Here is a 22423-nt window from a genome sequence, read left to right as displayed (position 1 = left end):
GCGCCATCTCAGCGCTCCCAGGGCTGCCGCGTCGTCCGTGTAATCCCAACTACCTCGGACGCACCCTCGGCAGCTTCCAGCAGACTTGCAGTGATCTGACACATCAGCATCCCGTGGCACAGGCCAGTCGCAGTTCGACCTTCCGCCCTACCTGGCGTGACGGGCGTCCAACTGTGAGCAGGCAGGCCCGTGTGCCGCGTCTTGAGGAGGATTGGATAGTGCCTAAGACTTACGCAGAGATCAACGAGCGGATCCGGACCGGCAAGGTTGTCGTCGTGACGGCCGAAGAGATGATCGACATCGTGGAGGAAGAGGGCGTCAAGAAGGCCGCCGAGAGAGTGGACGTTGTCACCACCGGCACCTTCGGTCCCATGTGCTCAACCGGCGCCGTCCTCAACATCGGCCACACGACCCCGCGGATGAAGATCAGCAAGGCGTGGCTGAACGGAGTTCCGGCCTACGGTGGACTGGCTGCCGTCGACCTGTACATCGGCGCCACCGAGGCCCGCGAGGACGACCCGCTGAACACGCCGCACCCGGGCGAGTTCCGCTATGGCGGCGGCCACGTCATCGAGGGCCTCATCGCCGGCGAGGACGTCCGGCTCACGGCTCAGGCCTACGGGACGGACTGCTACCCACGCAAGAAGCTCGACACCTGGATTAACCTCAAGGACCTCAACCAGGCGTATCTGTGCAACCCGCGGAACTGCTACCAGAACTACGGGGTTGCAGTCAACGTGAACACCGAGCGGGATATCTACACGTACATGGGTGTAGTGAAGAAGGACCTGGGGTCTGCGAGCTACTGCTCCGCAGGACAACTGAGTCCGCTGCTGAACGACCCCTACTACCGGACCGTCGGCATCGGTACCCGCATCTTCCTCGCCGGCACCCAGGGCATGGTGTTCTGGGAGGGCACGCAGCACTGCCCGACCACGCCGCGCGGCGAGAATGGCGTCCCCAAGGGCGGCGCGGGGACCCTGGCTGTCGTCGGCGACCTCAAGCGGATGTCCGACCGCTTCTTCCGCGGCGTCAGCTTCCTGGGCTACGGCTGCTCCTCGGCGGTTGGGATTGGGATCCCCATCCCGATCCTGGACGAAGACATGGCCCGCTACACAGCGGTGAAGGACTCCGAGATCTTCGCGCCCATCACCGACTACAGCTACAACTACGGGCACAACGAGGGCAAGCCGCTGGGCCTCGTGAGCTACGCGGAGCTGAAGACCGGCTCCATCAAGGTCAAGGGCCGCGACATCCCGACCAACCCGCTATCCAGCTACAAGAAGGCCCAGGAGATCGCCACCCTCTTGAAGGACTGGATTGCCTCAGGCAACTTCACGCTGCAGGAGCCCATCCAGATGCTCCCGCAGGCCGACTCGGGACTGAAGTTCAAGTCCCTTCGCGAACGACCGGTGAATGGAGGTGCGATGTAAATGGAGACCCGTCGCGTGGTTCTGAGGTTTCCCAAGCAGTTGATCGACCAACCGATTACCTCGCAGTTGGTGAAGAACTTCGACCTTGAGTTCAACATCATGCGAGCCGACATCACCGAGGAGTCCGAGGGGCTGCTGGTCCTGGGCCTGACGGGCAAGCGGGCATCGCTGGAGAAGGGGCTCGCCTGGGCGCGGGAGCAGGGCGTGCATGTGCAGCCGCTGTCCAAGGACGTCGTGCGCATTGAGCGCAAGTGCACCCATTGCGGCGCCTGCATCAATGTCTGCCCGACCACTGCGCTGACGATCGACCTGGAGACACGTGAGGTAGGCTACAACTCCAACCGCTGCATCGCCTGCGAGCTATGCGTACCCGCCTGTCCCTACGGGGCTATGCACATCGCCTTCTGACGCAACTCGCGCAGAGCGCAATCCATCCGTACCCGGAACAAAGCCCGGCAGGAGCCTCCCCACGGAGCGCTCCTGCCGGGCTTTTTCTTTGTGCCTGAGCCTCGCGGCGATCAGGCGTAGAAGTCCTCCAGCGCCGGCGGCACCGAACGGTACTGCGCGTACAGGTCGGCGTAGGCAGCAGCCTCCGGTCCGGGCTCCACAATCATCTCGCCGACGTTCATCGCGTCCTGGGCCTGGCTGACGCTCTCGAAGACGCCGGCACCCACCAGCGCGAACATGGCGGCACCAAGAACCGTTGCTTCCTTCTGTTCGGTGATCGTAATCGGCAGGCCGGTCACATCCGCGCGGATCTGGTTCCACAGCACGTTCTTTGAGCCGCCGCCGACGACCCGCACACCCTGAGCCTGGAAGCCTGTCGCCTCGCACAGTATCTCCAGCGCGTGCCGCAGTTGGAAGCTGAGACCCTCCAACGCAGCGCGGTACACCTGGCCACGCTCAGTGGTGATCTCGAGCCCCAGCAGGCTTCCCTTCGTCCCATGCTTCTTCGTCGGGCCGGTGCTCGCGACGAAGCTCGGCAGTAGCGTCACGCCGTCGGACCCCGCTGCGAACCTGCGGGCCTCGGCGATCATCACATCGTAGGCATCGCCCCGGCCCTTCAGGTCGGCGAAGAAGCCGTCGCGCAGCCACTCCAGCACCCCCGAACCCATCATCAGCAGTTGCGGGTTCCACAGCCCAGGTTCAGCGTCAACTTCGTACAGCAGCCCCTCCTCCAAGCCAAAGCGCGTCGGCGAGAAGCGGTCATGGCGCAGCATCAGGATCTCCCAGGTGCCACTGCTCAGAACCGCTTCGCCGGGGCGAGCGCCACAGCCGACCGCTGCAAACTGGGTGTCGTGACCGGCAGCGATGACGGGGGTCCCGACAGGCAGGCCCGTGGCAGCCGCACCGGCAGCATGGACCTTGCCGATCACTGCTCCGGGCTCCGTCCAGCGCGGGAAGAAGGAAGCGTCAAGACCCGCGAGCCCCAGCATCCGCGGCGACCAGTCACGGGCACCAAGGTCCATCGCCATCATGGTGGCGCCGGCCGTCGGGTCCATCGACCTCTCGCCGCAGAGCAGATAGCTCAGCAGCCCCGGCGTCATCATGAAGCAGTCGGCGTCCTCCAGTGCCTGCGGGGCGTTTTCACGCAGCCAGATGAGACGCAGGAGACTGTTGAAGGGGATCACCTGGTAGCCGGTCTCCTGGAAGAGGTCCCAGGTTGGGATCCGGTCCCCCATACTGGCCGCAAGTCCCTCGGTTCGCGAATCCTGCCAACAGATGAGAGGGTAGGAGAGTGATCCGTCAGCCCGGACGGGAGCCCCATCGGCACCCCAGGTATCCACGGTGACCGCCTTGATCTCGGCCTTCGTGAGCTTGGGCATCAGCTCCTGGCAGCAGGCGCAGATGCGGCCGGACAAGGCGTCGAGGTCCCAGATCATCCAGCCCTGGGGCGAGTTGGGCTGCGGAACGGCCTCATTGGGACGGCTCGCGCCGGCGATGATCTTGCCGGTCGGGTCGACGGCAAGAACGGTGATGTTGGTCGAACCGCAGTCTATAACGATAGCAACCTGGTTGCTCATGCAGGAGTCTCCTTAGGGGCGCGCGGAGTGCCACCGGCACTGCCGAAGCCTCGCCTCCGACGACGCCGTCTGGTCAGCCACACACCTCAGGCTCAGTGCCCTGAGGCGAGCCCGGCAGGCCTTCGCCACCCTGAGGAGGAATTCCTGCACTGAAGGACCTGACACGAAGTCTGGCCGATGAAGGAAGGCTGCGACGATGGGCATGATTGACGCACACGTTCACGTCTGGACCGACGACCTGGAGGGCTACCCGCTGGCGGAAGGGTTTGTGAGAAGCGACATGAAGCCGCCGACCTTCACTGCGGAGGAGCTCTTCGCACATTGCCGCCCTGTGGGTGTCGACCGTGTGGTGCTGATCCAGATGAGCTTCTACGGCTTCGACAACTCCTACATGCTCGACACCATCCAGCGCTACCCCGAGAGCCTGCGCGGCGTAGCAGTGGTCGACCACAACCGCCCTGATCTGGGAGCCGAACTGGCGCGCCTGCGTGCTCGCGGCGTGCGTGGACTGAGGGTCTACCAGCGCACCGGAGACCCGCTCCCCATGCTCGAAGACACTTCCTATGCGCAGTTGCTCGGGCTCGCGGGAGAGCTCGGGCTGGTGGTCTGTCCACTCATCGACCCCGAGCGTATCGGGGCAATGGAGAGGGCAGCCGAGGCCTTCCCGGGCACGTTCTTCGTGATCGACCATCTCGGCCGAGTGGGGGCGTCCGGCGAAATCTGCGAGGCCGACAGCGCTGCGCTTCTGAGTCCGGCACGCCTGCCGAACTGCCTGGTGAAGGTCTCCGCCTTCTACGCCCTCGGTGCCAAGACGCCGCCGCACGACGACCTTGCACCCCTGATCCACAAGGTGCGCGATGCCTACGGGGCTGAGCGGATGCTGTGGGCGACCGACTGCCCCTACCAGGTGCAGAGCGAGCGTTACGAGGACAGTGTGGCCCTGATCCGCGACCGCCTCGATTTCCTCACCGAGGCTGAGGTGGCGCAGGTCCTCTGCGGGACCTCGGAGCGCTTGTTCTTCGGTTAGGGCTCGTGCCACCTATCGGAGAGCGGCCCGCGTGGTGTCCAGTAGCTGTCTGAGGGTGAAGGGCTTCTCGAGGATGCGGCTACCCGAGCGCTGCACGAAGCCGTCGGGGTCACCGGCGAGGATGTCACCCGTGACGAAGATGAAGCGAGAGGTCAACTCCGGAGCCGTCGCGCGTAGCTGCTCATAGAGGTCTTCGCCGCTGAGGCCGGGCATCCTCAGGTCGCAGATGACGAGGTCATACCCTTTGCCCTGAAGCTGCTGCAGGGCCTCCTCGCCGTCCTCTGCGGCGTCGACCTGGTACCCGCCGGCACGCAACGCCTCCACCATGAGCACGCGGAGGGACTCCTCGTCGTCGACGACCAGCAGGCGACCACGTGCCGCAGCGTCGTCTTCTCGCTCCGGGGGCTCCTCGACAGCAATGATCTGCTTCTGAGGACGCGGGGTCTGGGTGCTACTTGCAGGAAGCTCCAGGATGAACTCCGCTCCGCCCGCCTCGTGATTGCGGGCTGTCAGACTGCCGCCATGCTGCTGGGCGAGGCCCAGAGAGATCGTCAGCCCAAGGCCGGTTCCCCGGTCCTCCGGTTTGGTGGTGAAGAAGGGCTCGAAGATCTGTGGCAGGACGGACGCGGGTATGCCGGGACCGCTATCGCGTACCAGAAGCTGCACACAGTCGCCCCGCGCTCGCGTCTCAACCTCGACAGTCCGTTCCGGGCAGTCCCCAACGGCCTGGTGGGCGTTGGACAGCAGATTGACCGCGACCTGCTGGATCTCGTGCGGATTGCCGCTCACGAAGGGAGTCTCCGGGTCCAGGATCGCCTTCACCTCGACGCCGTCGACCTCCAGTTGGTAGCGCATAAGCTCGAGCGCTTCTTCGGCGACGACGGTCAGACTCACCGGCCGGCGCACCGGCTTTGGCGGGGATAGAACGCTCAGGAAACTGGACACGATCCGGAGGGCGCGCTGCGTCTGCGACTTCATCGCCCCCACATAGCGGCGGGCCTGACTGCCGACCTCCTCGGCCGCCAGCAACTCGGCGAGACCGGCCAGGGCCGTGAGTGGGTTCTTGAGCTCATGCGCAACGCCACCGGCCACTTCGGACAGCGCTGCGAGACGCTCGAGCTCCCGCAAGCGCGGTCGGTCAGCCCAGGGTCGCTCGGGGCTCACGGCGCAGAGCAGGACGCCATCCGGAAACCCCTGCGAGTCAAAGACGGGCGAGACCATCCCGTGTATCGGCGCGGCCTCACCGCACAGGTCGCGGATGTCGCCCTGCACAGGCAAGGCACTTCTCTGGGCGAGTGCGCGACGCACCGTTTCTGCGGGAGCCTCATCGAGCCCCAGCCTCGGCGCCACCTCCTCCCAACTGCGGCCGATCATCGAGACGGTGCTGCCGTCGCAGAAGGGGAGCCAGGCCTCACTGACTCTGCGAACGGTGCCTTCCGGGCCAACCTGAACCACCAGTGGCGCGTGGCGTGGAGACGTCGGCGCCGTCTGGTGATGCAGTGCCGGCAGCTCTGGATTCGGGGTTGACCTCGGACGGCTATCCAGCGGCTGTGGTCGCGGAAGTGCCATCGGCATCACCTTCGGGAAGGCCAACGCGGTTGGCGACGGTGATGTTCTCACTCGTCACTACATCGGGATAATCCGCGCAGACTTGAGCCCCACAGACGCCGGCACACAACCTCCCAGCCGCCAAAACACGAAGGGCCCCGCACTTCTGCGCGGGGCCCTTGAGCAACTCGCAGCGCAAAGCCACGCTAGTTGGAGGGCGCCAGAATCACCACTCGCAGGCGGTCACCGAGGCCCTCCGCTGTGACCTCAAACGTGTGCCCTTCGATGCGCTCCACTTCCGGTCTGCCTTTTGTGAAGGCGTCCAGTGGGGCGAGAGGAAGCTGGGTCTGCGGGGTCTTGTAGTGCATGGGGATGGCGAGGCGCGGCTTCAGTTGCTCGATGAGCTTCCAGGCTCCCTGCGCATCGACCGTGTAGGTGCCGCCCACCGGAATCATGAGCACATCGACGGGGCCGATGGACTGCACTTGCTCCGGCGTGAGGGCAGTGCCGATGTCGGCCAGATGACAGCACCGCAGGCCATCCAGCTCGAAGGTGAACACCACTACCTGGCCGCGCTTGCGACCCCCCGCATCGTCATGGGGCACCCTCGTCGCATGGAACTCCATCCCACCAACCCGGCAGGAATCACGGCACACCTCTGGGATGCCGGGCACACCGCGCACGTAGTTGTGGTCGGCATGGTCGTGGCTGACGAGGACCACGTCGGCCTCATCCGTGACGGGCCTGTAGTTCAGGGTGTTGCCGAAGGCGTTCGGCTCGTAGGGATCCGTCAGGACACGGAAGCCATCGCTGGAAGTCAGCAGAAAGCACGCATGCCCGATGAACTTGATGGTCATGGCACACCTCCAACCGTGGGGAAGGTCTCCCGAACTCTGGACGAACGCAGGCAGCCCTGCACTCCAGCCACCTGTAAGGATAGCCGCAACGCGTTTCCGCGGTGTTTCCAGGAGGCCTGCTTACAGGCAAGCGCACGGTGAGGTGTCCGGGAGCTTAGCTTCCCTGAGTGGCCGCCCAGGCCTCGATGGTCTCACGCACAATCTGTGCCGAAGCCTCCAGGGCGGCTTGCTCCTCCGCGTCAAGTGAGACCTCCACGACCTTCTCAATGCCACCGCGACCGAGCTTGGCAGGCACACCGAGGAACACGTCCTTGAGGCCGTACTCGCCCTCCAGACGCACGCAGGTAGGCAGCACCCGTTTCTCGTCGCGCAGGACCGCTGAGACCATCTGCACGACCGACGCCGCGGGAGCGTAGAAGGCGCTGCCGGTCTTGAGCAGGTTCACGATCTCCGCGCCGCCGTCGCGAGTACGCTGCACAATCTGCTCAATACGGTCCGGCCCGATCAGGTCCGTGACCGGAATCCCGCTGACGCTCGCGTGACGGGGCAGAGGAACCATGCTGTCGCCGTGACCACCCAGAACCATCGCCATCACGTTCTGGGGCGAGCAGCCGAGCTCCAGGGCGATGAAGGTCTGGAAACGTGCGGTATCCAGCACACCGGCCATGCCGAAGACGCGCTCGCGGGGAAGGCCGGAGGTCTCCGCTGCGATATGGGTGGTCACGTCGAGCGGGTTGGCGACCATCAGCAGCATGGTCCCCGGCGCGCGCTCCATGACCTGGGTAACGACCCTTCGCGCGATCTCGCCATTGGTCGCCAGCAGGTCACTGCGTGACATGCCCGGGCGACGCGGAACGCCGGCGGTGATGACGACGAGGTCAGACCCCTCGACAGGACCGTAGTCCTCGCCACCTGTGACGCGGCAACTGTACCCGACCACTGGTGCCGCCTCAGCCAGATCCAGGGCCTTCCCGGCGGCGAGACCCGGTGCGCTGTCGACCAGGTACACGTCCGCCAGGTGCGACTCGAGAATGCGCTGTGCGCAAGTGGCTCCGACATTGCCTGCTCCGACGACGGTAACCTTCATGCAGCTTCCCTCTCAGTTCGCGGTGATGTGGTTCGCAAAACCTTCGCCGTCACTGGGACGGACCCGTGTGCTGTTGCCGTTCGTATAAGTCACAGACTAAGCTGTCGCGTCACCGGGTATGGTCTGGTCTACAGTCTGGCGTCCCTCCCTGGTTGCTGTGCCGAGGGCACTATCCAGCCGCCGGGCGGCACTTCCCGTGGTCCCGGCTTTGGCCTATAATGCCCGCCATGCGCCCTGCCGTGCTGACAGAAATGGTCCTGATCGTCACCGTCGAAGTACTGATTCTCTACTGCCTGTCCCGTATCCTCTTTGTGCTGGGGCTTCAGTCCGTGGCAGGTAGAGGTCAGGGCGGTGGATGGTGGGTCCGCTGGCTGCGGCTGCCGGGCAACTTCGTCCATGAGCTGAGCCACGCCCTGGGCTACGTGCTCTTCGGCTTTCGGGTCAAGCGCTTCGAGGTCACCGTAACCGACCCCAAGGGGCGCGGACTCTGTCAGCCCGGCAAGCCCTGGAGTCCTTTGGCCTCACCCTGGCTGGCGACGGCTGCTGCTGCCCTGGCTCCCATGTTGGTAGGCGTCCTGTTTCTGGACGGGCTGGCGGTCCTGCTGGGCCTTGACATCGTGCGAGCTGGGAATGGGGTGGAGGCCGGCGCGCTGAGCTTCCTGATCGGTACCGTCAGGAAGACCCTCCTGGCGCTGGACCGGGAGAGTTGGCGCACCTACCTGTTCCTGTATCTCGGCTTCTCCATCGGGGCCGAGATGGCGCCCAGCGACACCGACTTCCGCCGCAGTCTGGTGCCCGTGACGCTTGTGTCCCTTCTGGTGGTCGGCATCACGCTCTACCTGGGACTGGGGCACCCGGCCTCCGCGGCCTGGAAGTGGTATTCGACAGTGACGGTGCAGGCGCTGCGCTGGCTGTTCTCTGTCCTGGCCCTGGCAGTCGTGGCCACGGCCATCGTGGCGGCCATCGTTGCCCTTCCCGGACTGCTCTGGCGCCTTCTCCGACGGCCCTTTGATGCAAAGCCGTCTCGTCGCCGCTAACCAGAGGCGACGAATCCGCAATCCAGGCGAGGAACCCATCATGTACGTGGCTGTTCGCGACATGACCCTGCGACAGGCAGGCTACGCGACCCTTCTGGAGGGCCTGCGCGACCTCGAGCTCGATGCGATTGAGCTGGCACTGGGCCGTGACCTGAGCCTTCCGATGCCGGGCAAGGTGCTTGACGAGCCGCGCTTACGCCTCGTCGAGGACGCTTCCCTGACGACCTTGCGCCATGCCTACGCGCAGGAGGGTATCCACATCTCGGGGCTGCTTCTGGCCAACAACTTCCATGCGGTCGACCTGGAGGCCGAAATCGAGTGGGTGGCGGCCGGGATCCGCCTGGGAGCAGCCCTGGGCGTCGATGCGGTCCGAATCGACGCCGTGATGACCGGCCAGCAGGAGCTATCCCTCACCGAGCGGGCCGGTATCTACGCCAAGGCCGTGCTGAAGGTGCTGCAGAGGGTTCCAGACACGCAGGTTCCTCTGGGGATCGAAAACCACGGATACCAGGGCAACGATCCGCAATGGCTCCAGAGGGTGCTCGACGCCGTTGCCTCACCGCGAGTCGGCCTCACCCTCGACACCGCGAACTTCTACTGGGCCGGAATGCCGCTGCAGCAGGTCTACACCATGGCCGAGCACTTCGCGCCCTATGTCAAGCACGTGCACTGCAAGAACCTCAGCTTCGAGCCCGAGCGCCGAGAGGTCTCCCGGCAGCCCGGCTGGGGCTATGGTGAGCACGTGTGCCCGATCCCCGATGGCGACGTCGACCACCGACGATTGGCCCGCCTCCTGTGGGAAGCCGGCTACAGCGGAGGACTCAACATCGAGGACGAGTCCCTCGGCAAGTTCCTCGGCCACAACCGCAGGGGCCAACTCCGGCGTGACGCCGATCACCTCGCCGAGATCGCGCAGGCCTACGGTGGCTCGCGACTCTACCGCGGTCCCTGCCGCGGCTGAGAAGCCCCGGCTACTTGCCGGCTCGCTTCTTCTGGACGTTGAGTTCGGATGAGCTGATCGGCGCCTGGTAGCTCTCGGGGAGCACGTACAGCTCATGCATCGACCACCACCAATGGTCGTGCGAACCTCTCTGCGTGATCCTCACGAACCGGGCTTCGACCGCATCGAAGCTCGCCCGCCACACCCCATGTCGTACCGACCGGCGCGAAGTCCCCTCGTCTGCCTCCACCACCGTCCTCCACTGCGTCCCTTCCAACGATACCGCGATCTCGTACCCGCGAGGGTAGTCCATCGGTGAAGCGGCCACGTCGGCCCAGACGCGGTTGATCCGCTCCGGGTGCCCGAGATCGACCACAAACCAGTCACCGGGCTTCATCCCTCGGCCGGTCGTCCAGCGCGTCGTCAGGTCACCGTCGAAGGCCAGTTGCGGCTCCGTGGCAGACCCCTGAGATCCCGCGGGACTGATCGCCGTCGCCTGCCAGCCCACCGGCGACAGACCGGGACGCTGCGCCGGACTTGGCTTTGGCACGGTCACAGTCACCTGGCGAGAGGTGGGGAAGGGTGCCAGCGTCGTGATCCAGGGCGAAAGGTCCAGGACGGCGCCGGTCTGAGCCTTGAAGACCGCGGGCAGCAACAGGTGCGTCGCGTTCCCATCCCGCGCCACCGTCGTGAATTCGTGCTGAGCATCCCCGAAGGTCTTGGTGACCGTGAATCGCAGCAGGTGCTTCGCCGGCATGTAGTCCAGCCAGCCCCAGAAGTCGGCCAGGAAGACCGGCAGGTGCAACTCCTGAAGACCGCTGGGCAGCCTTGGCGACACGAACAGCGTCTCTGCGGGCACGTTGAGCGTGACCCCCGACAGGGCGTTGAGGACATGGTAGGTCGTCGGGCAGGTCATGTAGGTGCGCAGGCCGCCCTGAGCCCCGCCCGGCGCCGCGTAGCACAGCGACTGCTCCCAGGGGTTGCGGTTCTTCTCCCAGGCGCAGTAGTACACCCGGCGCAGCACTTCCAGACCATCGTCCGCGAAACCTCGATAGAGCGCTTCGCAGCCCAGGTACGGCTCATGCTGGAGCATGAAGCAGGAGCCGGTCGCAAGGCGGCCGTCCTCCGTAACCTCCATCGGCGGCACAGGGAAGAAGGCCTTGAGGTGACGCGCGAGAAGCTGCTCGGTCTCGCGGTCCAGGATCGTGCGCGGCAAGGTGTCCCGAAGCCCGCACAGATGCGCGAGCCAGTCTCCGGCGAGGGCGGCGACGAAGCTGTTCGGATTCACCGCCTCCGTAGTTCCTGACCGCCACTTCATGAAGAAGCGACCGTTCCACAGCCGCTTCATCACGGACCGCTGCACAGCCTCAAAGCGGTCGCGGTAGGCATGCGCAAGGCCAGCGTCTCCCTCGACCTGCGCAATCGCCTCAGCCCCAAGGAGTGCGCCCAGATAGCAGCTCGCCGAGTACACGAAGGCGCCGCGCGGAAGCTGCTCGTAGTCGTAGGTGCTGCCGCCTTCGGGGATCAGGTCTCCGTCCTTGTCCGCGCTCTGCAGCCACGCGAGGGCCTTCTTGACGCCCGGCCAACACTTGTCCAGGAAGGCGCGGTCTCCCGTCCAGCGGTACTCCTTGAGCACCTGCAGGACCCAGGCTGAGGAGAGGTCGGGCCAGTCGGTGACACCATAGCCCACGGCCGGGTCGCCGATCACCTCGTGGAAGTTGCCGTCGAAGTGCGTGACCCGGCCGTCCGGCTGCTGACACTGCAGGAAGAGGTCAAGCTCGCCCTTGTCCAGCTCCGGGTACATCTGCGTGTAGAAGGCATGGGCGGCCATCCGCTGGTCCATCGTCCCCAGCGCTCCGTTCATGTCGATCGGGCTTTCCATGACCGCGAACCGGCCGTCCCGCGTGAGCACCGTGTCGGAGTACATCGTGAAGGCGCAGTTGATGAGCTTGAGTTTGAGCCAGAAGGGCAGGTTCGAGGCGCTGATCTGGTCCTGCCACTCCCGGGTCTCGCGCAGAAGCCGCTCACGCTGTGCCTGCGCATAGGCAACGATCTCGGCCACACCGGCGAAGCTGTTGCTGTGGTAGTGGCCGGCGTCCTCCATGTGCCGCCGCGTCGCGACCTCAGCGACACGATCCGACGTCCTGGCTCTCGTGAGGTCCACGGGGCCCTCGGGACCGAGCACTCGTACCTCGTGAATCGACCAGTACCAGGTCGTCTCGTCGCCCTGGTTGGTGATGCGCAGATACCGGGCGACAGTGGGGGAGAAGCGCACGGTCAAGACCGCTGCCTGTTGTGCCGCCTCTGCTTCCTCGCGGGTTGCCTCGGCTACGGTTTTCCAGGTCTGTCCGTCGGTCGAGACCTCGATCACATAGCCCCGCGGGTAGTCGTTCGGCGACGGCGAGGAGTCCAGCACCACGCCCTGAACCGGCACAGCGGAACCCAGGTCGAGACTGAACTGGTCACCGGACCTCATCGGCCGCGAGTTGCTCGTCCATCGAGTCTTCAGGTCACCGTCACAGGCGGCACGACCTGCGTCGGCGTGCTCGAGGAACCGCCCGGTGGGTCCCTTCTCCTCACGGTCCATGCGGAACCAGGGCATGTCCCAGGCGAGGAGAAACCGCAGCACACGTGTCTCGCCCGGCGCCAGCATGACCGAAGCACAGACCGCGCCGGCCGGTCGCCCTTTGAGTTCCTTCTTTACCAGGGGTGCAAGTTGTCCGGTCGCCGCAAAGGAGGGGTAGAACCCAATACTCTCCGAGCCGCTATCCCAGGTGGGGCAGAGCGTGACCTTGACGCCCTCCGCCTCCACGCCCAGGAAGTACTCACCCACGGTGTTCTGCTGCATCCCCGGGTACGACTGGGTGGTGCTGAAGCGCAGCCCCTGCATGACCCCGACCCGCAGCGGCGATTCGGAGTTGCCCTCCGCAGAATCCCACTTCACTTCCCTGCGACCGCCGAAGCCCAGGAGGTTTTCCCACGAGAGCACCAGTGCAGCCTCCACCGGCGCTGTGGTCGGGTTGTGGAGCGTGTAGTCGAGGAAGGCGACGGGAAGCGAGGAGTCCTTGACCTTGCGGGGGATCAGCGGCGAGTAGGCCTGAAGCTGTACCTCGATCGGAAGCTCCGGGTCCTCGAAGCGGACCTCAGCTCGTGGGTACAGCCCCAGGTAGGAGGTGTGGGCGATGTTCGCGACACCGGCATACTCACCTGACTGCGCGAGGCGCAGGAGTCGTGTGCAGGTCCTGTCGCCCGACTTTGCCCAGACCGCCGCGAAGGACCCACGCAGCAGTCCGGTCGGACGGTCCCAGTTGTGGTTGATCGTCGCCCGCCCGAAGGCGCCGTCGGTGAGCACTTCGACAGCGCCAACGCCGATTCCACCGAGAGGGACGCCGGACTTCCACCGCGCATCACTGATGCGCCCTGTTGCCGGATCGAAGTCTGCCGATGCGGAGCTTGCGACGACCAGACACACGAACAGGGCCGGCAAGAGTCTCGGCGACACGGTCGTCCCTCCCGGTTGGAGACGGCTGCGACTACTCCACGGTCACAATCTCGTACTCCCGACTTCCGAGTCCGGCGTCGACGGCAGCCTCAACCTGGATGTACGGGTCCTTGTTGTGAATCCGCTGGAACAGGTGCCCCGTGTCGCCCATCTTCAACTGCTCAGGCAGCGTGCCGGGGATGTAGTTCTCGACCTTGATCATATCCAGGCTGGCCTGCTCGATGGCCGCGATGTCCTCGCCGGCCAGGATGCCGATGTCCGGCACGAGCGACTGCGAGGAGAAGCCCCAGCAGTCGCACAGCGGCGTGATGTTCAGCAACTGGTTGATGTAGTACACGCTGCCGGCGTCGAAGCGGTCCACGCAGGCCTTCACCGTCAGCGCCATCCCGCGCTGGAACTGCTGGTAGCGCGACTCGTCGATCGTGATGCAGTGCTTCGGGCAAGCCTCGACACAGTGGTTGCAGTACCGGCAGTGGTGGTCGGAGACCCGGAAGCGCTCCTTGTCGTCGAAGCTGGCGGCTCCCGTGGGGCAACTCTCAACGCACTGGTTGCAGTGGATGCATTCGTCTTCATCCCAGGTAAAGAGCCCCGACATCAGCGCGTGGATGCGGCCCCGACTCTCACAGGCGACGCAGCCCATGGCGATGTTCTTGATGGCGGCGCCGTAGGCGCAGTTGCCATGGCCCTTCACGTGGCTAAAGACGATCATGGCGTCGGCATCCACGATGTTCCCGCAGAGCTGAACCGTCTTCAGAGACTCGAAGCCGACCTCGGCCTCGTAGTAGTACTTGTCCGCGACGCCTGCGGCAGGAAGCACCGGACAGCCCAGTACCTCCTGGGTGTAGCCACGAGCAACCGCACCGGGCAGGGCCGGAGTGCCGTCCGTGCAGAAAGGCCTGCCACCGGCGTCCTTAACGGCCTGAACGACCATGCGCACGAAGAGTGGGTGGATGGTCGTGAAGCCAAGGTGGCCGCCGAGGTGCATCTTGATCGCGACGGTCTTCTTGTTGAAACGCGAGCCGAAGTCGGCCTGCGCGAGAAGTCGGCGGAACTTCGCGGGTAGCGAGGCATCGGCGGACAACCGTGGGACGTGTGCATCGGCAAATAGCAGCTTGGACATGCAGGGATCACCTTTCGGGGAGGATCGGAGGAGACGCGACGGACACCGGGGCAGTTGCTCTGCACGACAAGGCGCCGAGCGTCTCCTCCGACGACTGTCTACTGGTCGTTCACGGTCTCGATGAGGGCGACGATGTTCTCGGGCTTCGCGTCAGCCGGAATGGAGTGTGCGGGGGCACAGATGTAGCCGCCACCGCGTCCGACCTCGGCAATCAGCGCCCGTACCTCGCTGCGTACCTCATCGACGGTGCCATAGGGGAGCAGGCGCTGAGTGCTCACGCCGCCCCAGAAGCTGAGCCGGTCACCGAACTGTCGCTTCATCTCGAAGGGGTCCATGACCTCGGGTTGGAAGGGGTTGAAACAGTCCAGCCCGATCTCAATCAGTTGCGGGAAGAGCTCCTGCACCTTGCCGCAGGAGTGGATGGTGACGAACTTGCCGTGCTCCTTCACGACCCGGTAGGTGCGCTCCAGGCGAGGCCTGATGAACCGCTCCCAGAGGCGCGGACCCATAAGCAGGCCGCGCTGGGAGCCCCAGTCGTCACCAAAGTGCACCGCATCGACGTCGTACTCGAGGGCGCGAGTGACCAGGGCGACGTTGTAGTCGCAGATGGCGTCGAGGAGCGCATCCACGAAGTCGGGCGCCTCGATCATGTCCAGGAAGAGGTTCTCCATTCCCCGCATCGTCCAGGCGCGCTCGAACAGAGAGAACCCGACGTGGAACTGGACAAAGTGGTCGGGGTACCGGGCGACCTGTTCCGCAAAGCCCGCGAACTTGTCCGGCGCCTGAGGGTTGGGCAGTTCCAGGCCCTCCAGGTCGCGCTCGGGGATCACGCGGTTGCAGACGTTGCCGATGTCCTTGTCAATGCTCCGGTCCCACTGGACGCCGAACTCGTCCTGCCAGGTGTTCTCGTCCAGCCACTGGTCCTTCGGGCCGGAGTTGGCACCGAGCGAGACCATGGAGTTGTCGAGGAGCTTGAGGTAGTCGTCGTTGCCATAGTGCGCCACCATGGCGGCGTGAGCCCGCTGGGTAAGGCCGATCACATAGGGCGTCTTGTCCGGCTGCTCATGACGCAGGGCTGCGTAGACGCGTTCCTTGTGGGTCACCGGGGACACCTCCCGACCTTCATACACCGGATGCTGAGAGCACTCGAGCTACCACTGGTCGAGGTGGATCGCGTCCATCGGACCAGGCTGCTTGGGCTGTGGCTCGTCGGCCGGATAGCCCAGGCTCACAAGGGCAAGGACCCGTATGTGAGCCGGGATGCCAAGGGCCTCGCGGACGTAGTTCTCCCGCGAGAAGTCCTTGCCGTCGCCGCCACGAATCCCGATCCAGCAGGTGCCCAGACCCTTAGCGACAGCCTCAATCATAGCGTTCTCGACGGCCGCGCTGCAGTCCTCAATCCACCAGTGCGACGAGCGGGCCGGGTCTGCGCAGAAGGCCAGCACGACGGGTGACTGGGCGCAGAAGCCGGCCCACTGGTGGGTCTTCGCGAGCTGCTGTCGCTTCGCCGCATCCCTCACCACGACCACATGCCAGGGCCGGGCGTTGTTGGCCGTCGGGGCATGGAAAGCGGCCTCGAGGATCTCCTGCACGACCTCTTCCGGTACCGGATCTGCCTTGTACTTGCGGACGCTGGTGCGACCCCAGATCTCTTTTAGCATGGTTGGCATCGCCTCCACGAGTCAGGATGAAGCGCCGACACAGAGTGCCTACAGGTTCTGCCACAGCTCCACAGGAAGGCCGTCCGGGTCTTCGACGTAGCAGATGCGAGAGCCAAGGGCGGTGTCAACGGGTTCGAGGCGGACCTTGAACCCGGCTGCACGCACTTTCTCACAGTCAGCCTTCACGTCGTCGGTCAGCAGCGCCAGGTGCTTGTAACCGAGCTTCTTGGCGGGTGGCTCCTCGTAGGCCTCGCAGCCCTCGTCGGCCAGCAGCTCGATGCAGACGCCGTCAAGATCGAGGAAGACGATCCGGCGACCGCGGTCTGCGAAGTAGTGCTCTCCAACCTTCTTGAAGCCAAGCAGACCGCAGTAGAAGGCCTCGGACTTGGCTGCGTCGGCAACTTCAAGCGCCACATGGTGAATCTTGCTGGGCATCTTGGTTCTCCTTACTCGGTGGTGGTTGGTGGGGGAGTGGTCCCCTGGTCCTGAGGGTGACGGGCGTCGCAGCGTGCCTTGAGGCGTGCTGCCCGGTCCTGGACCTTCTGGGGAATCTCCTGCTTCAGTTCCGCCTGGAGGGCGGCGATTCGCGACATCAGTTCGCGGGTAAGCTCCTGGATCTGCTCCTTGCTCAGCCGCTGACCTTCCGCTGGCTCGGGCAGGTGCATGGGCTCACCGAACTTCATGTAGACGGGACAGCGGTGAAGGCCGCCACCGTGGCGCGGGAGGATGATGTTGGTCCCCCAGATGGCCACGGGGACGATCGGCACCTTCGCCCGAGAGGCGATGAACACGGCGCCCGGCTCGCCCTCCATGAGGTCACCGTCGGGGCTGCGCGTGCCCTCCGGGAAGATGACGACAAGCTCCCCCGCGGCGAGAAGAGTTGCGGCGATGCGCAGGGCCTGACGTCCGCCCTCGTCGCGGTCGACCGGGTAGGAGTAGGACTTGCGGATGAACCACCCCAGGACGGGAATCCGGAACAGGTTCGCCCGGGCCATGTAGCAGCAGCGCCGAAACTGCACCGCAACGCCCACCAGCGGCGGGTCGAGGTATGACACGTGATTGGGGCACAGCAGGGCAGCCCCTTCGGTCGGCACCTTCTCACGACCGCTCACCTGCCAGCCTCCGAGCGCCCGCATGAGCGAGGGACCGAACCAGTTCACCACCTGGCGGTAGTGCCACCGTACCTGCTTATCCGGTGGCCGAATCTCCGAAGCGCTCATTCCGCAACGGCCTCCTCAGCGCACCGGACGATCGCACACACCTTCGCAATGACCTGCTCCTGGGTCATGCCGTCGCTGACGATCTCGACCGCGTCCTCGGCCTTTCGTAGTGGGGCAGTGGCCCGCGTGCTGTCACGGTGGTCTCGCTCGAGGATGTCCGCGAGGATCACCGACAGCTCCTGGGTGATGCCCTTCTCCTGGAGCTGGGCCTGGCGGCGTCTCGCTCGTTCCTGCGGCGTGGCTGTGAGGAAGATTTTGACCTCGGCGCCGGGCAGAACCACGGTGCCTATGTCGCGTCCCTCCATCACTGTGCCACCGGCGGTCGCCATGCGGCGCTGCTCAACCAGCAGATGCTCACGCACGGCGGGGATCGCCGACACCGGTGAGGAGAGGTTACCGACCTGGGGCGTCCGGATGACCTCGGAGACATCCTCGTCGTCCACGAAGAGCCGTCGCTCGCCGGCAAGATCGCGGAACTCGAACCGAAGGGTGCCGGCAAGGTCGCCGATTGCCCCGGCATCATGCTCGACCTCTAGACCGGCCTTCAGCGCTCGATACGCCACAGCGCGGTACATAGCGCCGGTGTCGATGTAGAGGTAGCCCAGTTCCTTCGCCGCACCCTGGGCGATGGTGCTCTTGCCTGCGCCGGCCGGCCCATCAATAGCTACCTGGACTCTGCGGGGCAAACCGGTCCCTCCCTTAAGCAGGCACACAGAAAGTGACGGGCAAGGCTCCAGCCTCGCCCGGGCGTCGCTGTTCCTGTGTCCTGCACAGACTAACCGAAAAGCCTCACCGCAAGCTCTGCCACGCGTCGACCGAGTTTGCGGCATTCCTTCTGCGAGCGTTCGTCAGGGGCGCCGACGGCCACAGCGCCGTAGTGGTCGCCGCCGGCCTCGCCCTGAACGACCATGCCGTGAATGAGCAGAGCCTTCACGAGGTCCAGACACGTCGTCTCGTTGCCGCCTGCGAGGCCACCCGACGAGGCGAAGGCCCCACCGACCTTGCCGGTGAGCTTCCCGTGGTGGCAGACGCTCTCGTCGATAAGCTGCTTGACCTCGGCGGCCATCGACCCGTAGTACACAGGCGACCCCAGGATCAGCGCGTCATACTGCAGCAGATCGTCGGGCGTGACGTCGCCCACCGGCTTCACGTCGATCTGTACCCCGGAGACTTCCTTCACCCCGGCGGCGACGAAGTCCGCCATCGCCTTCGTGTTGCCCGAGCGGGAGTAGAAGGTCACAATAACCTTGGCCATCGCTCATCCCTCCGAAGTCCGTGCCGCTTAGTTGCCCGGGGACGCCCCGTCCTGTCCGAGCAGAGCTTCGCGGCGCTGGTGAAGTTTGTCCAGCCCCAACTCGCGCCGAGTCTCATCATCCTTGAGGTTGAAGTCACCACTGGCCTCGAGGCGTGCACCCAGGGCGTAGGTCTTGCCGTAGTCGCCAAGGGCCTGGAACTTCAGCGCCTTGTAGTGGCAACGGGCGAAGGCGTAGGCCGCGGCCATTCCCGTCCCGCCGTAGGAGGAGTCCCCGACAGACAGAATCGTCGCGCGAGCCTCTTCGCGGGCGTTGGCGGTGATATCGCTCTGAACCCACTCAAAGGCGTAGTTCGCACCGTAGTACCGCGCCACCTGGTCGGCCTTGGGAATCAGGTTCGGATCGGTGGCCAGCGCGAGACGGATCATCAGGCGCAGGAACCAGCGCTTCTCCTCCCCGTACCGCTGGAAGAAGAGGAGCTTCTTGCCGCACACGAAGGACTTGTAGACCCTCTCAGCGGCCGTGCGTGCGGCCGCCGACATGTTGAGCTGGTTGCATACCCGGTCGGTGTAGCTCGCCATCTCGTCCATGTTGAGCTTAAGACCCTGTACGGCCTTACGGTACTTCTCGTCCATCATTGAAGGAGCGGCTGACATAGCTGGTCACCCCATAGAGGGCTCTCCGGGGAACGTCCAAGCCTGGAAATGCATGCCGTGCGAAGCGTAGCTTTTCGTAAGCCTGCCCACCCCCGTGGAGGGCTTGAGTATGTTGATTGTAATGCGCCCGGGTAGTGGCTTGTCAAGCGTACTTGCGTGACAGCCCGACTCGCCACCAACCCTTTGGTTCAACCCGGGAGGAGGCCTGAAAGGTTCCGGCGAAACTAACACAAGACGACCCTTCCTGCCAAGGTACGCAGCCGAGCACCAAGGAGGACACGATGGAGCCCAGCGGTCGCCGACCCGTTCCCCGTTCTGCCCACCTTCCCGTACTTGCACTCCTTCTACTTGTGCTGGTCTTTCTCCTCGCGGCCTATGCCGGCAACGCTCAGGAGGCTCGCAACCAGGTCATCGAGGGACTACTGACCACCCTCGCACAACGACTGCGCGCGGAGGGCCTCCAGCCCGCTTTCGATCCCGCTCTCACAGACCCTGGCGCACCGGCGACACTATCCGAGCAGGGCCGCCGCAAGCTGGCGGAAATCACCCGCGACTTCCTCAGGCAGTTGGGCGCCAACGGCCTCACCGTCGACAGTCTGCGCCGCTACAAAGCCGATGCACGCAACGCCAACGCAGCACCCGGTGAGCTGGGCGCCGAAGCGGGTGGCCAGTGGTGGAACGAGCGCTTCCTCGTGGCCGAGCGCGCCCTGATGACCGGCCGCGTGGAGGTCGTGGGGCAGGCCTGGGAGCAGGGCCTGGCCGACTACCTGGCTACTCAGGGCACGGAGGCCTTCGCCACCGTCTACGGCGAGATGGACATCGGCTCCTGGGTCAAGCGATCCCTGGCCAAGATGACCTTTGAGGGCGACATCGACCTCAGCTCCCTGTGCAGCAACAGCCAGGTGAATCTGGAGCTTGTCGACTACATCAACCGCCGCCTGCAGACCTCCACCGGCCTGAAGATGGACCAGCTCACGGTAACCATCACTGCCCACGGTCAGGGCGGGTTCGACGTCTACATCGGCAACTGGGGCCGTAAGTGGGCCGAGATGGACTTGCTGCGGCGCGGCACCTGCAAGATCGTCCGCGTGACCGACCAGGACGGTCAGCCCACCGTGACCTTCGAGGCCACCACCGGCGAGCGACTTCTCTGGGAGCGGGCCTTCCGCCAGAACCAGGCCTTCGAGCCCCCTAAGATCACCCTCGCCGACGAGCCCATGATCAGCCTCGAACTGAACCGCCATGTGCTGCTTGAGGTCCAGCAGGCTCTCGCCGGTGAGAACGTCGGACCCTACAGCGCGGCCCAGGCCGCCATCAAGGTCATCAAGCTAACACACCGCAGTTACCTGACGGCTCAGAAGGCTGGAGCCGCCTCCGGCTGGGACCCCTTCGTCTCGAACAACCCGACCCTCGCTGCGGCCATGAACCGCATCAACCAGACCACCGATCCGGCGGAGGTCGCCCGTATCTTGGAGGCTCTGACCGGTGGACGCCTCAACGGGCAGGCAACCCCGGAGCAGGCGATGCAGGTCGTCAGCGACCTCATGACCCAGGCCCAGAAGGCAATCGACCTCAACGCCTCCAAGGGCCTTGCCCTGCGCCTGCTGGACATAACCAAGATCCCTGCCGACGCCGACCGTGCCTCGGCCCTGAAGCAGCTCTGGGGCGACCTGCGGGCTGAAGTCGATGCCTACAATCGCGGCAACCCGCCAACGACTCCTCCGGAGCGCCTCACCCGAATCCTGGACCTGGGGCTCAAGTACGAAGACGGCAAGCTCACCGCCGCCGAGCAGACGGAGCTGGAGCGGATGCTCTCCGAGCTTGACGCCGAGATGAAGCCCACGGTCCTTGAGCGTCTCTTCGGCGGCGAGGCCATCGTCAAGTTCAAGTCTTACCTGCGCGAGAAGCTCGGCTGGACGGAGGAAGCCGTCAACCACTTCGTCACCGAGGCGAAGAAGCGCAACCCCAACCTCGCGAAGGTCCACGAGAAGGTCCAGGAGTTCAACGAGAAGATGGCGCAGACCATCCAGGGCTCCGCGCTCCTCAAGATGAACGAGTGGGCCTTCGTCAGCATCAGCGTCTACGACGCCTACTGGAGCGCACCCAACAGCACCGACGGGTTCCTGGCCGCCGCGAAGGAGTTCGGAACGCTCGCCGCCCTCATGAAGTGGCCCTGGCTGTGGATGCCTAAGAGCATCTACGACGCCTGCCACGAGGGTAGCCCGGCTCCCGTCATCATGGGTGTCGCCTTCTGGTACATGCCCTGGACCTTCCAGTTCTACGCCGCCAAGGTCGTCCTCGAACGCGTCGATGCGCAGATCACCGAGGCCGACTTCGCCACCGCCATCGCCGACATGCTGGCGATCACCGAGTTCCAGGACGGCAAGATCTGCAGGTTCACCGGCAACCCCGACGAGGAGATCACTCCTCCCGGTGATCGCGCCGCCATCGTCGCTCGCTTTGAGGACCCGCTGTCCTGGCTGTCCTCGAGTCCCGGACTGCGCTACTGGCGCACCCTGATCCCCGACGAGTTCGACCGCTTCAGCTTCAACACAAAGCTCGACCGCCTGGAGCGCTTCTTCCCGACCAGCGGCGCGATTCGTAGCTGGACCGGACTGCTGCGAGCCACCTGGGGGACGCCGGAGAACCTGCCCAACGACCAGTGGCATGACGAGCGCGAGAAGATGCTGCAAAGCCTCAAGGACGAGCTTCGCAAGTCCCTCTGGGTCGCCCTGGCCGATACGCTCGAGGCGGCGATCAAGGGCGCCAACGAGGACGAGCTGAAGAAGGAGATCGCGCGGCTGGAGAAGGAGCTCTGGTTCGACGACGGCGCGATCCAGAAGAAGATCGAGGAGCAGAAGCGCCAGAACTACAGCTTCTGGTCCGCCCTGCTCAAGGGCGAGGGCAACAAGGTCTGGGTCCTCGGCTTCATCTACGACACCTACATCAAGTCCTACCAGAAGATCGAGCAGACCCGGAAGGCGGTCCTCACCGACCTCTGGGCGCTCCCCTTTGGCATCGATGTCGGCAAGGGCCAAGACGACCCGCTGAAGCTCTA

General features: G+C 65.0%; 19 protein-coding genes. 6 read left to right on the top strand and 13 right to left on the bottom strand.

Annotation, left to right across the window (positions count from 1 at the left end):
• The first annotated feature begins 218 nt into the window (after positions 1–218).
• Positions 219–1433 (top strand): homocysteine biosynthesis protein, encoded by a 1215-nt coding sequence (locus tag ABFE16_15825; protein MEN6346771.1) that lies wholly within the window; start codon positions 219–221, stop codon positions 1431–1433.
• Complete coding sequence (locus tag ABFE16_15820; GenBank protein MEN6346770.1) at positions 1434–1841, top strand: NIL domain-containing protein; 408 nt, start codon at positions 1434–1436, stop codon at positions 1839–1841. It begins immediately after the preceding gene.
• Between the two features lie 110 nt (positions 1842–1951).
• On the opposite strand, the gene ABFE16_15815 is transcribed toward ABFE16_15820, so the two are convergent.
• Entirely contained in the window at positions 1952–3457 is a 1506-nt protein-coding gene (locus tag ABFE16_15815) for an FGGY family carbohydrate kinase (GenBank protein MEN6346769.1), read from the bottom strand.
• A 196-nt stretch (positions 3458–3653) separates the two neighbouring features.
• Here ABFE16_15815 and ABFE16_15810 point away from each other — a divergent pair, with 196 nt between their 5' ends.
• On the top strand, positions 3654–4484 hold the full coding sequence (locus tag ABFE16_15810; protein ID MEN6346768.1) for an amidohydrolase family protein: 831 nt from the start codon (positions 3654–3656) through the stop codon (positions 4482–4484).
• Between the two features lie 12 nt (positions 4485–4496).
• On the opposite strand, the gene ABFE16_15805 is transcribed toward ABFE16_15810, so the two are convergent.
• The 3 genes from ABFE16_15805 to mdh all read right to left on the bottom strand — a co-directional run bounded on the left by ABFE16_15805 (position 4497) and on the right by mdh (position 7976).
• Entirely contained in the window at positions 4497–6053 is a 1557-nt protein-coding gene (locus ABFE16_15805; protein ID MEN6346767.1) for an ATP-binding protein, read from the bottom strand.
• Between the two features lie 185 nt (positions 6054–6238).
• Entirely contained in the window at positions 6239–6889 is a 651-nt protein-coding gene (locus tag ABFE16_15800; GenBank protein MEN6346766.1) for an MBL fold metallo-hydrolase, read from the bottom strand.
• A 154-nt stretch (positions 6890–7043) separates the two neighbouring features.
• Entirely contained in the window at positions 7044–7976 is a 933-nt protein-coding gene (gene mdh, locus ABFE16_15795; GenBank protein ID MEN6346765.1) for a malate dehydrogenase, read from the bottom strand.
• A 227-nt stretch (positions 7977–8203) separates the two neighbouring features.
• Here mdh and ABFE16_15790 point away from each other — a divergent pair, with 227 nt between their 5' ends.
• Complete coding sequence (locus ABFE16_15790; protein MEN6346764.1) at positions 8204–9013, top strand: hypothetical protein; 810 nt, start codon at positions 8204–8206, stop codon at positions 9011–9013.
• Between the two features lie 40 nt (positions 9014–9053).
• A complete protein-coding gene (locus ABFE16_15785) occupies positions 9054–9974 on the top strand; it encodes a sugar phosphate isomerase/epimerase family protein (protein MEN6346763.1) in 921 nt (306 codons plus the stop codon).
• A 10-nt stretch (positions 9975–9984) separates the two neighbouring features.
• Here the strand turns inward: ABFE16_15785 and ABFE16_15780 are convergent, their stop codons facing one another.
• The 9 genes from ABFE16_15780 to ABFE16_15740 all read right to left on the bottom strand — a co-directional run bounded on the left by ABFE16_15780 (position 9985) and on the right by ABFE16_15740 (position 19365).
• Positions 9985–13455, bottom strand: coding sequence for a GH116 family glycosyl-hydrolase (locus tag ABFE16_15780; GenBank protein MEN6346762.1), 3471 nt, complete (start codon positions 13453–13455; stop codon positions 9985–9987).
• Between the two features lie 31 nt (positions 13456–13486).
• On the bottom strand, positions 13487–14575 hold the full coding sequence (locus tag ABFE16_15775; protein ID MEN6346761.1) for a DUF362 domain-containing protein: 1089 nt from the start codon (positions 14573–14575) through the stop codon (positions 13487–13489).
• Positions 14576–14673: 98 nt separating this feature from the next.
• Entirely contained in the window at positions 14674–15678 is a 1005-nt protein-coding gene (locus ABFE16_15770) for a uroporphyrinogen decarboxylase family protein (GenBank protein MEN6346760.1), read from the bottom strand.
• A 48-nt stretch (positions 15679–15726) separates the two neighbouring features.
• Positions 15727–16236 (bottom strand): nitroreductase family protein, encoded by a 510-nt coding sequence (locus ABFE16_15765; GenBank protein MEN6346759.1) that lies wholly within the window; start codon positions 16234–16236, stop codon positions 15727–15729.
• A 48-nt stretch (positions 16237–16284) separates the two neighbouring features.
• Positions 16285–16671, bottom strand: coding sequence for a VOC family protein (locus ABFE16_15760; GenBank protein MEN6346758.1), 387 nt, complete (start codon positions 16669–16671; stop codon positions 16285–16287).
• Positions 16672–16682: 11 nt separating this feature from the next.
• Entirely contained in the window at positions 16683–17456 is a 774-nt protein-coding gene (locus ABFE16_15755) for a lysophospholipid acyltransferase family protein (GenBank protein MEN6346757.1), read from the bottom strand.
• Positions 17453–18142 carry a (d)CMP kinase gene (gene cmk / locus ABFE16_15750; protein MEN6346756.1) on the bottom strand — a complete coding sequence of 230 codons (690 nt, stop codon included), beginning with the start codon at positions 18140–18142 and terminating at the stop codon, positions 17453–17455. Before cmk ends, ABFE16_15755 begins: the two co-directional genes overlap by 4 nt.
• 89 nt (positions 18143–18231) lie before the next feature.
• On the bottom strand, positions 18232–18711 hold the full coding sequence (locus tag ABFE16_15745; GenBank protein ID MEN6346755.1) for an NAD(P)H-dependent oxidoreductase: 480 nt from the start codon (positions 18709–18711) through the stop codon (positions 18232–18234).
• 27 nt (positions 18712–18738) lie between these two features.
• Entirely contained in the window at positions 18739–19365 is a 627-nt protein-coding gene (locus ABFE16_15740) for a hypothetical protein (GenBank protein MEN6346754.1), read from the bottom strand.
• A 281-nt stretch (positions 19366–19646) separates the two neighbouring features.
• Between ABFE16_15740 and ABFE16_15735 the strand changes: the two genes are divergently transcribed.
• On the top strand, positions 19647–22423 hold a 2777-nt coding region (locus tag ABFE16_15735; GenBank protein MEN6346753.1), incomplete at its 3' end, for a hypothetical protein.

The organism is Armatimonadia bacterium, from assembly GCA_039679385.1.
Taxonomy (GTDB): domain Bacteria; phylum Armatimonadota; class Zipacnadia; order Zipacnadales; family JABUFB01; genus JAJFTQ01.
The sequence above is the reverse complement of the archived record's forward strand: the minus strand, read 5'-3'. Positions and strand labels throughout refer to the sequence as shown.

Coding starts and splice junctions, on each gene's coding strand:
- ABFE16_15820 (MEN6346770.1), top strand. CDS start 1,434: ATGGAGACCCGTCGCGTGGTTCTGAGGTTTCCCAAGCAGTTGATCGAC.
- ABFE16_15815 (MEN6346769.1), bottom strand. CDS start 3,457: ATGAGCAACCAGGTTGCTATCGTTATAGACTGCGGTTCGACCAACATC.
- ABFE16_15810 (MEN6346768.1), top strand. CDS start 3,654: ATGGGCATGATTGACGCACACGTTCACGTCTGGACCGACGACCTGGAG.
- ABFE16_15805 (MEN6346767.1), bottom strand. CDS start 6,053: ATGGCACTTCCGCGACCACAGCCGCTGGATAGCCGTCCGAGGTCAACC.
- ABFE16_15800 (MEN6346766.1), bottom strand. CDS start 6,889: ATGACCATCAAGTTCATCGGGCATGCGTGCTTTCTGCTGACTTCCAGC.
- mdh (MEN6346765.1), bottom strand. CDS start 7,976: ATGAAGGTTACCGTCGTCGGAGCAGGCAATGTCGGAGCCACTTGCGCA.
- ABFE16_15790 (MEN6346764.1), top strand. CDS start 8,204: ATGCGCCCTGCCGTGCTGACAGAAATGGTCCTGATCGTCACCGTCGAA.
- ABFE16_15785 (MEN6346763.1), top strand. CDS start 9,054: ATGTACGTGGCTGTTCGCGACATGACCCTGCGACAGGCAGGCTACGCG.
- ABFE16_15775 (MEN6346761.1), bottom strand. CDS start 14,575: ATGTCCAAGCTGCTATTTGCCGATGCACACGTCCCACGGTTGTCCGCC.
- ABFE16_15765 (MEN6346759.1), bottom strand. CDS start 16,236: ATGCTAAAAGAGATCTGGGGTCGCACCAGCGTCCGCAAGTACAAGGCA.
- ABFE16_15760 (MEN6346758.1), bottom strand. CDS start 16,671: ATGCCCAGCAAGATTCACCATGTGGCGCTTGAAGTTGCCGACGCAGCC.
- ABFE16_15755 (MEN6346757.1), bottom strand. CDS start 17,456: ATGAGCGCTTCGGAGATTCGGCCACCGGATAAGCAGGTACGGTGGCAC.
- ABFE16_15745 (MEN6346755.1), bottom strand. CDS start 18,711: ATGGCCAAGGTTATTGTGACCTTCTACTCCCGCTCGGGCAACACGAAG.
- ABFE16_15740 (MEN6346754.1), bottom strand. CDS start 19,365: ATGTCAGCCGCTCCTTCAATGATGGACGAGAAGTACCGTAAGGCCGTA.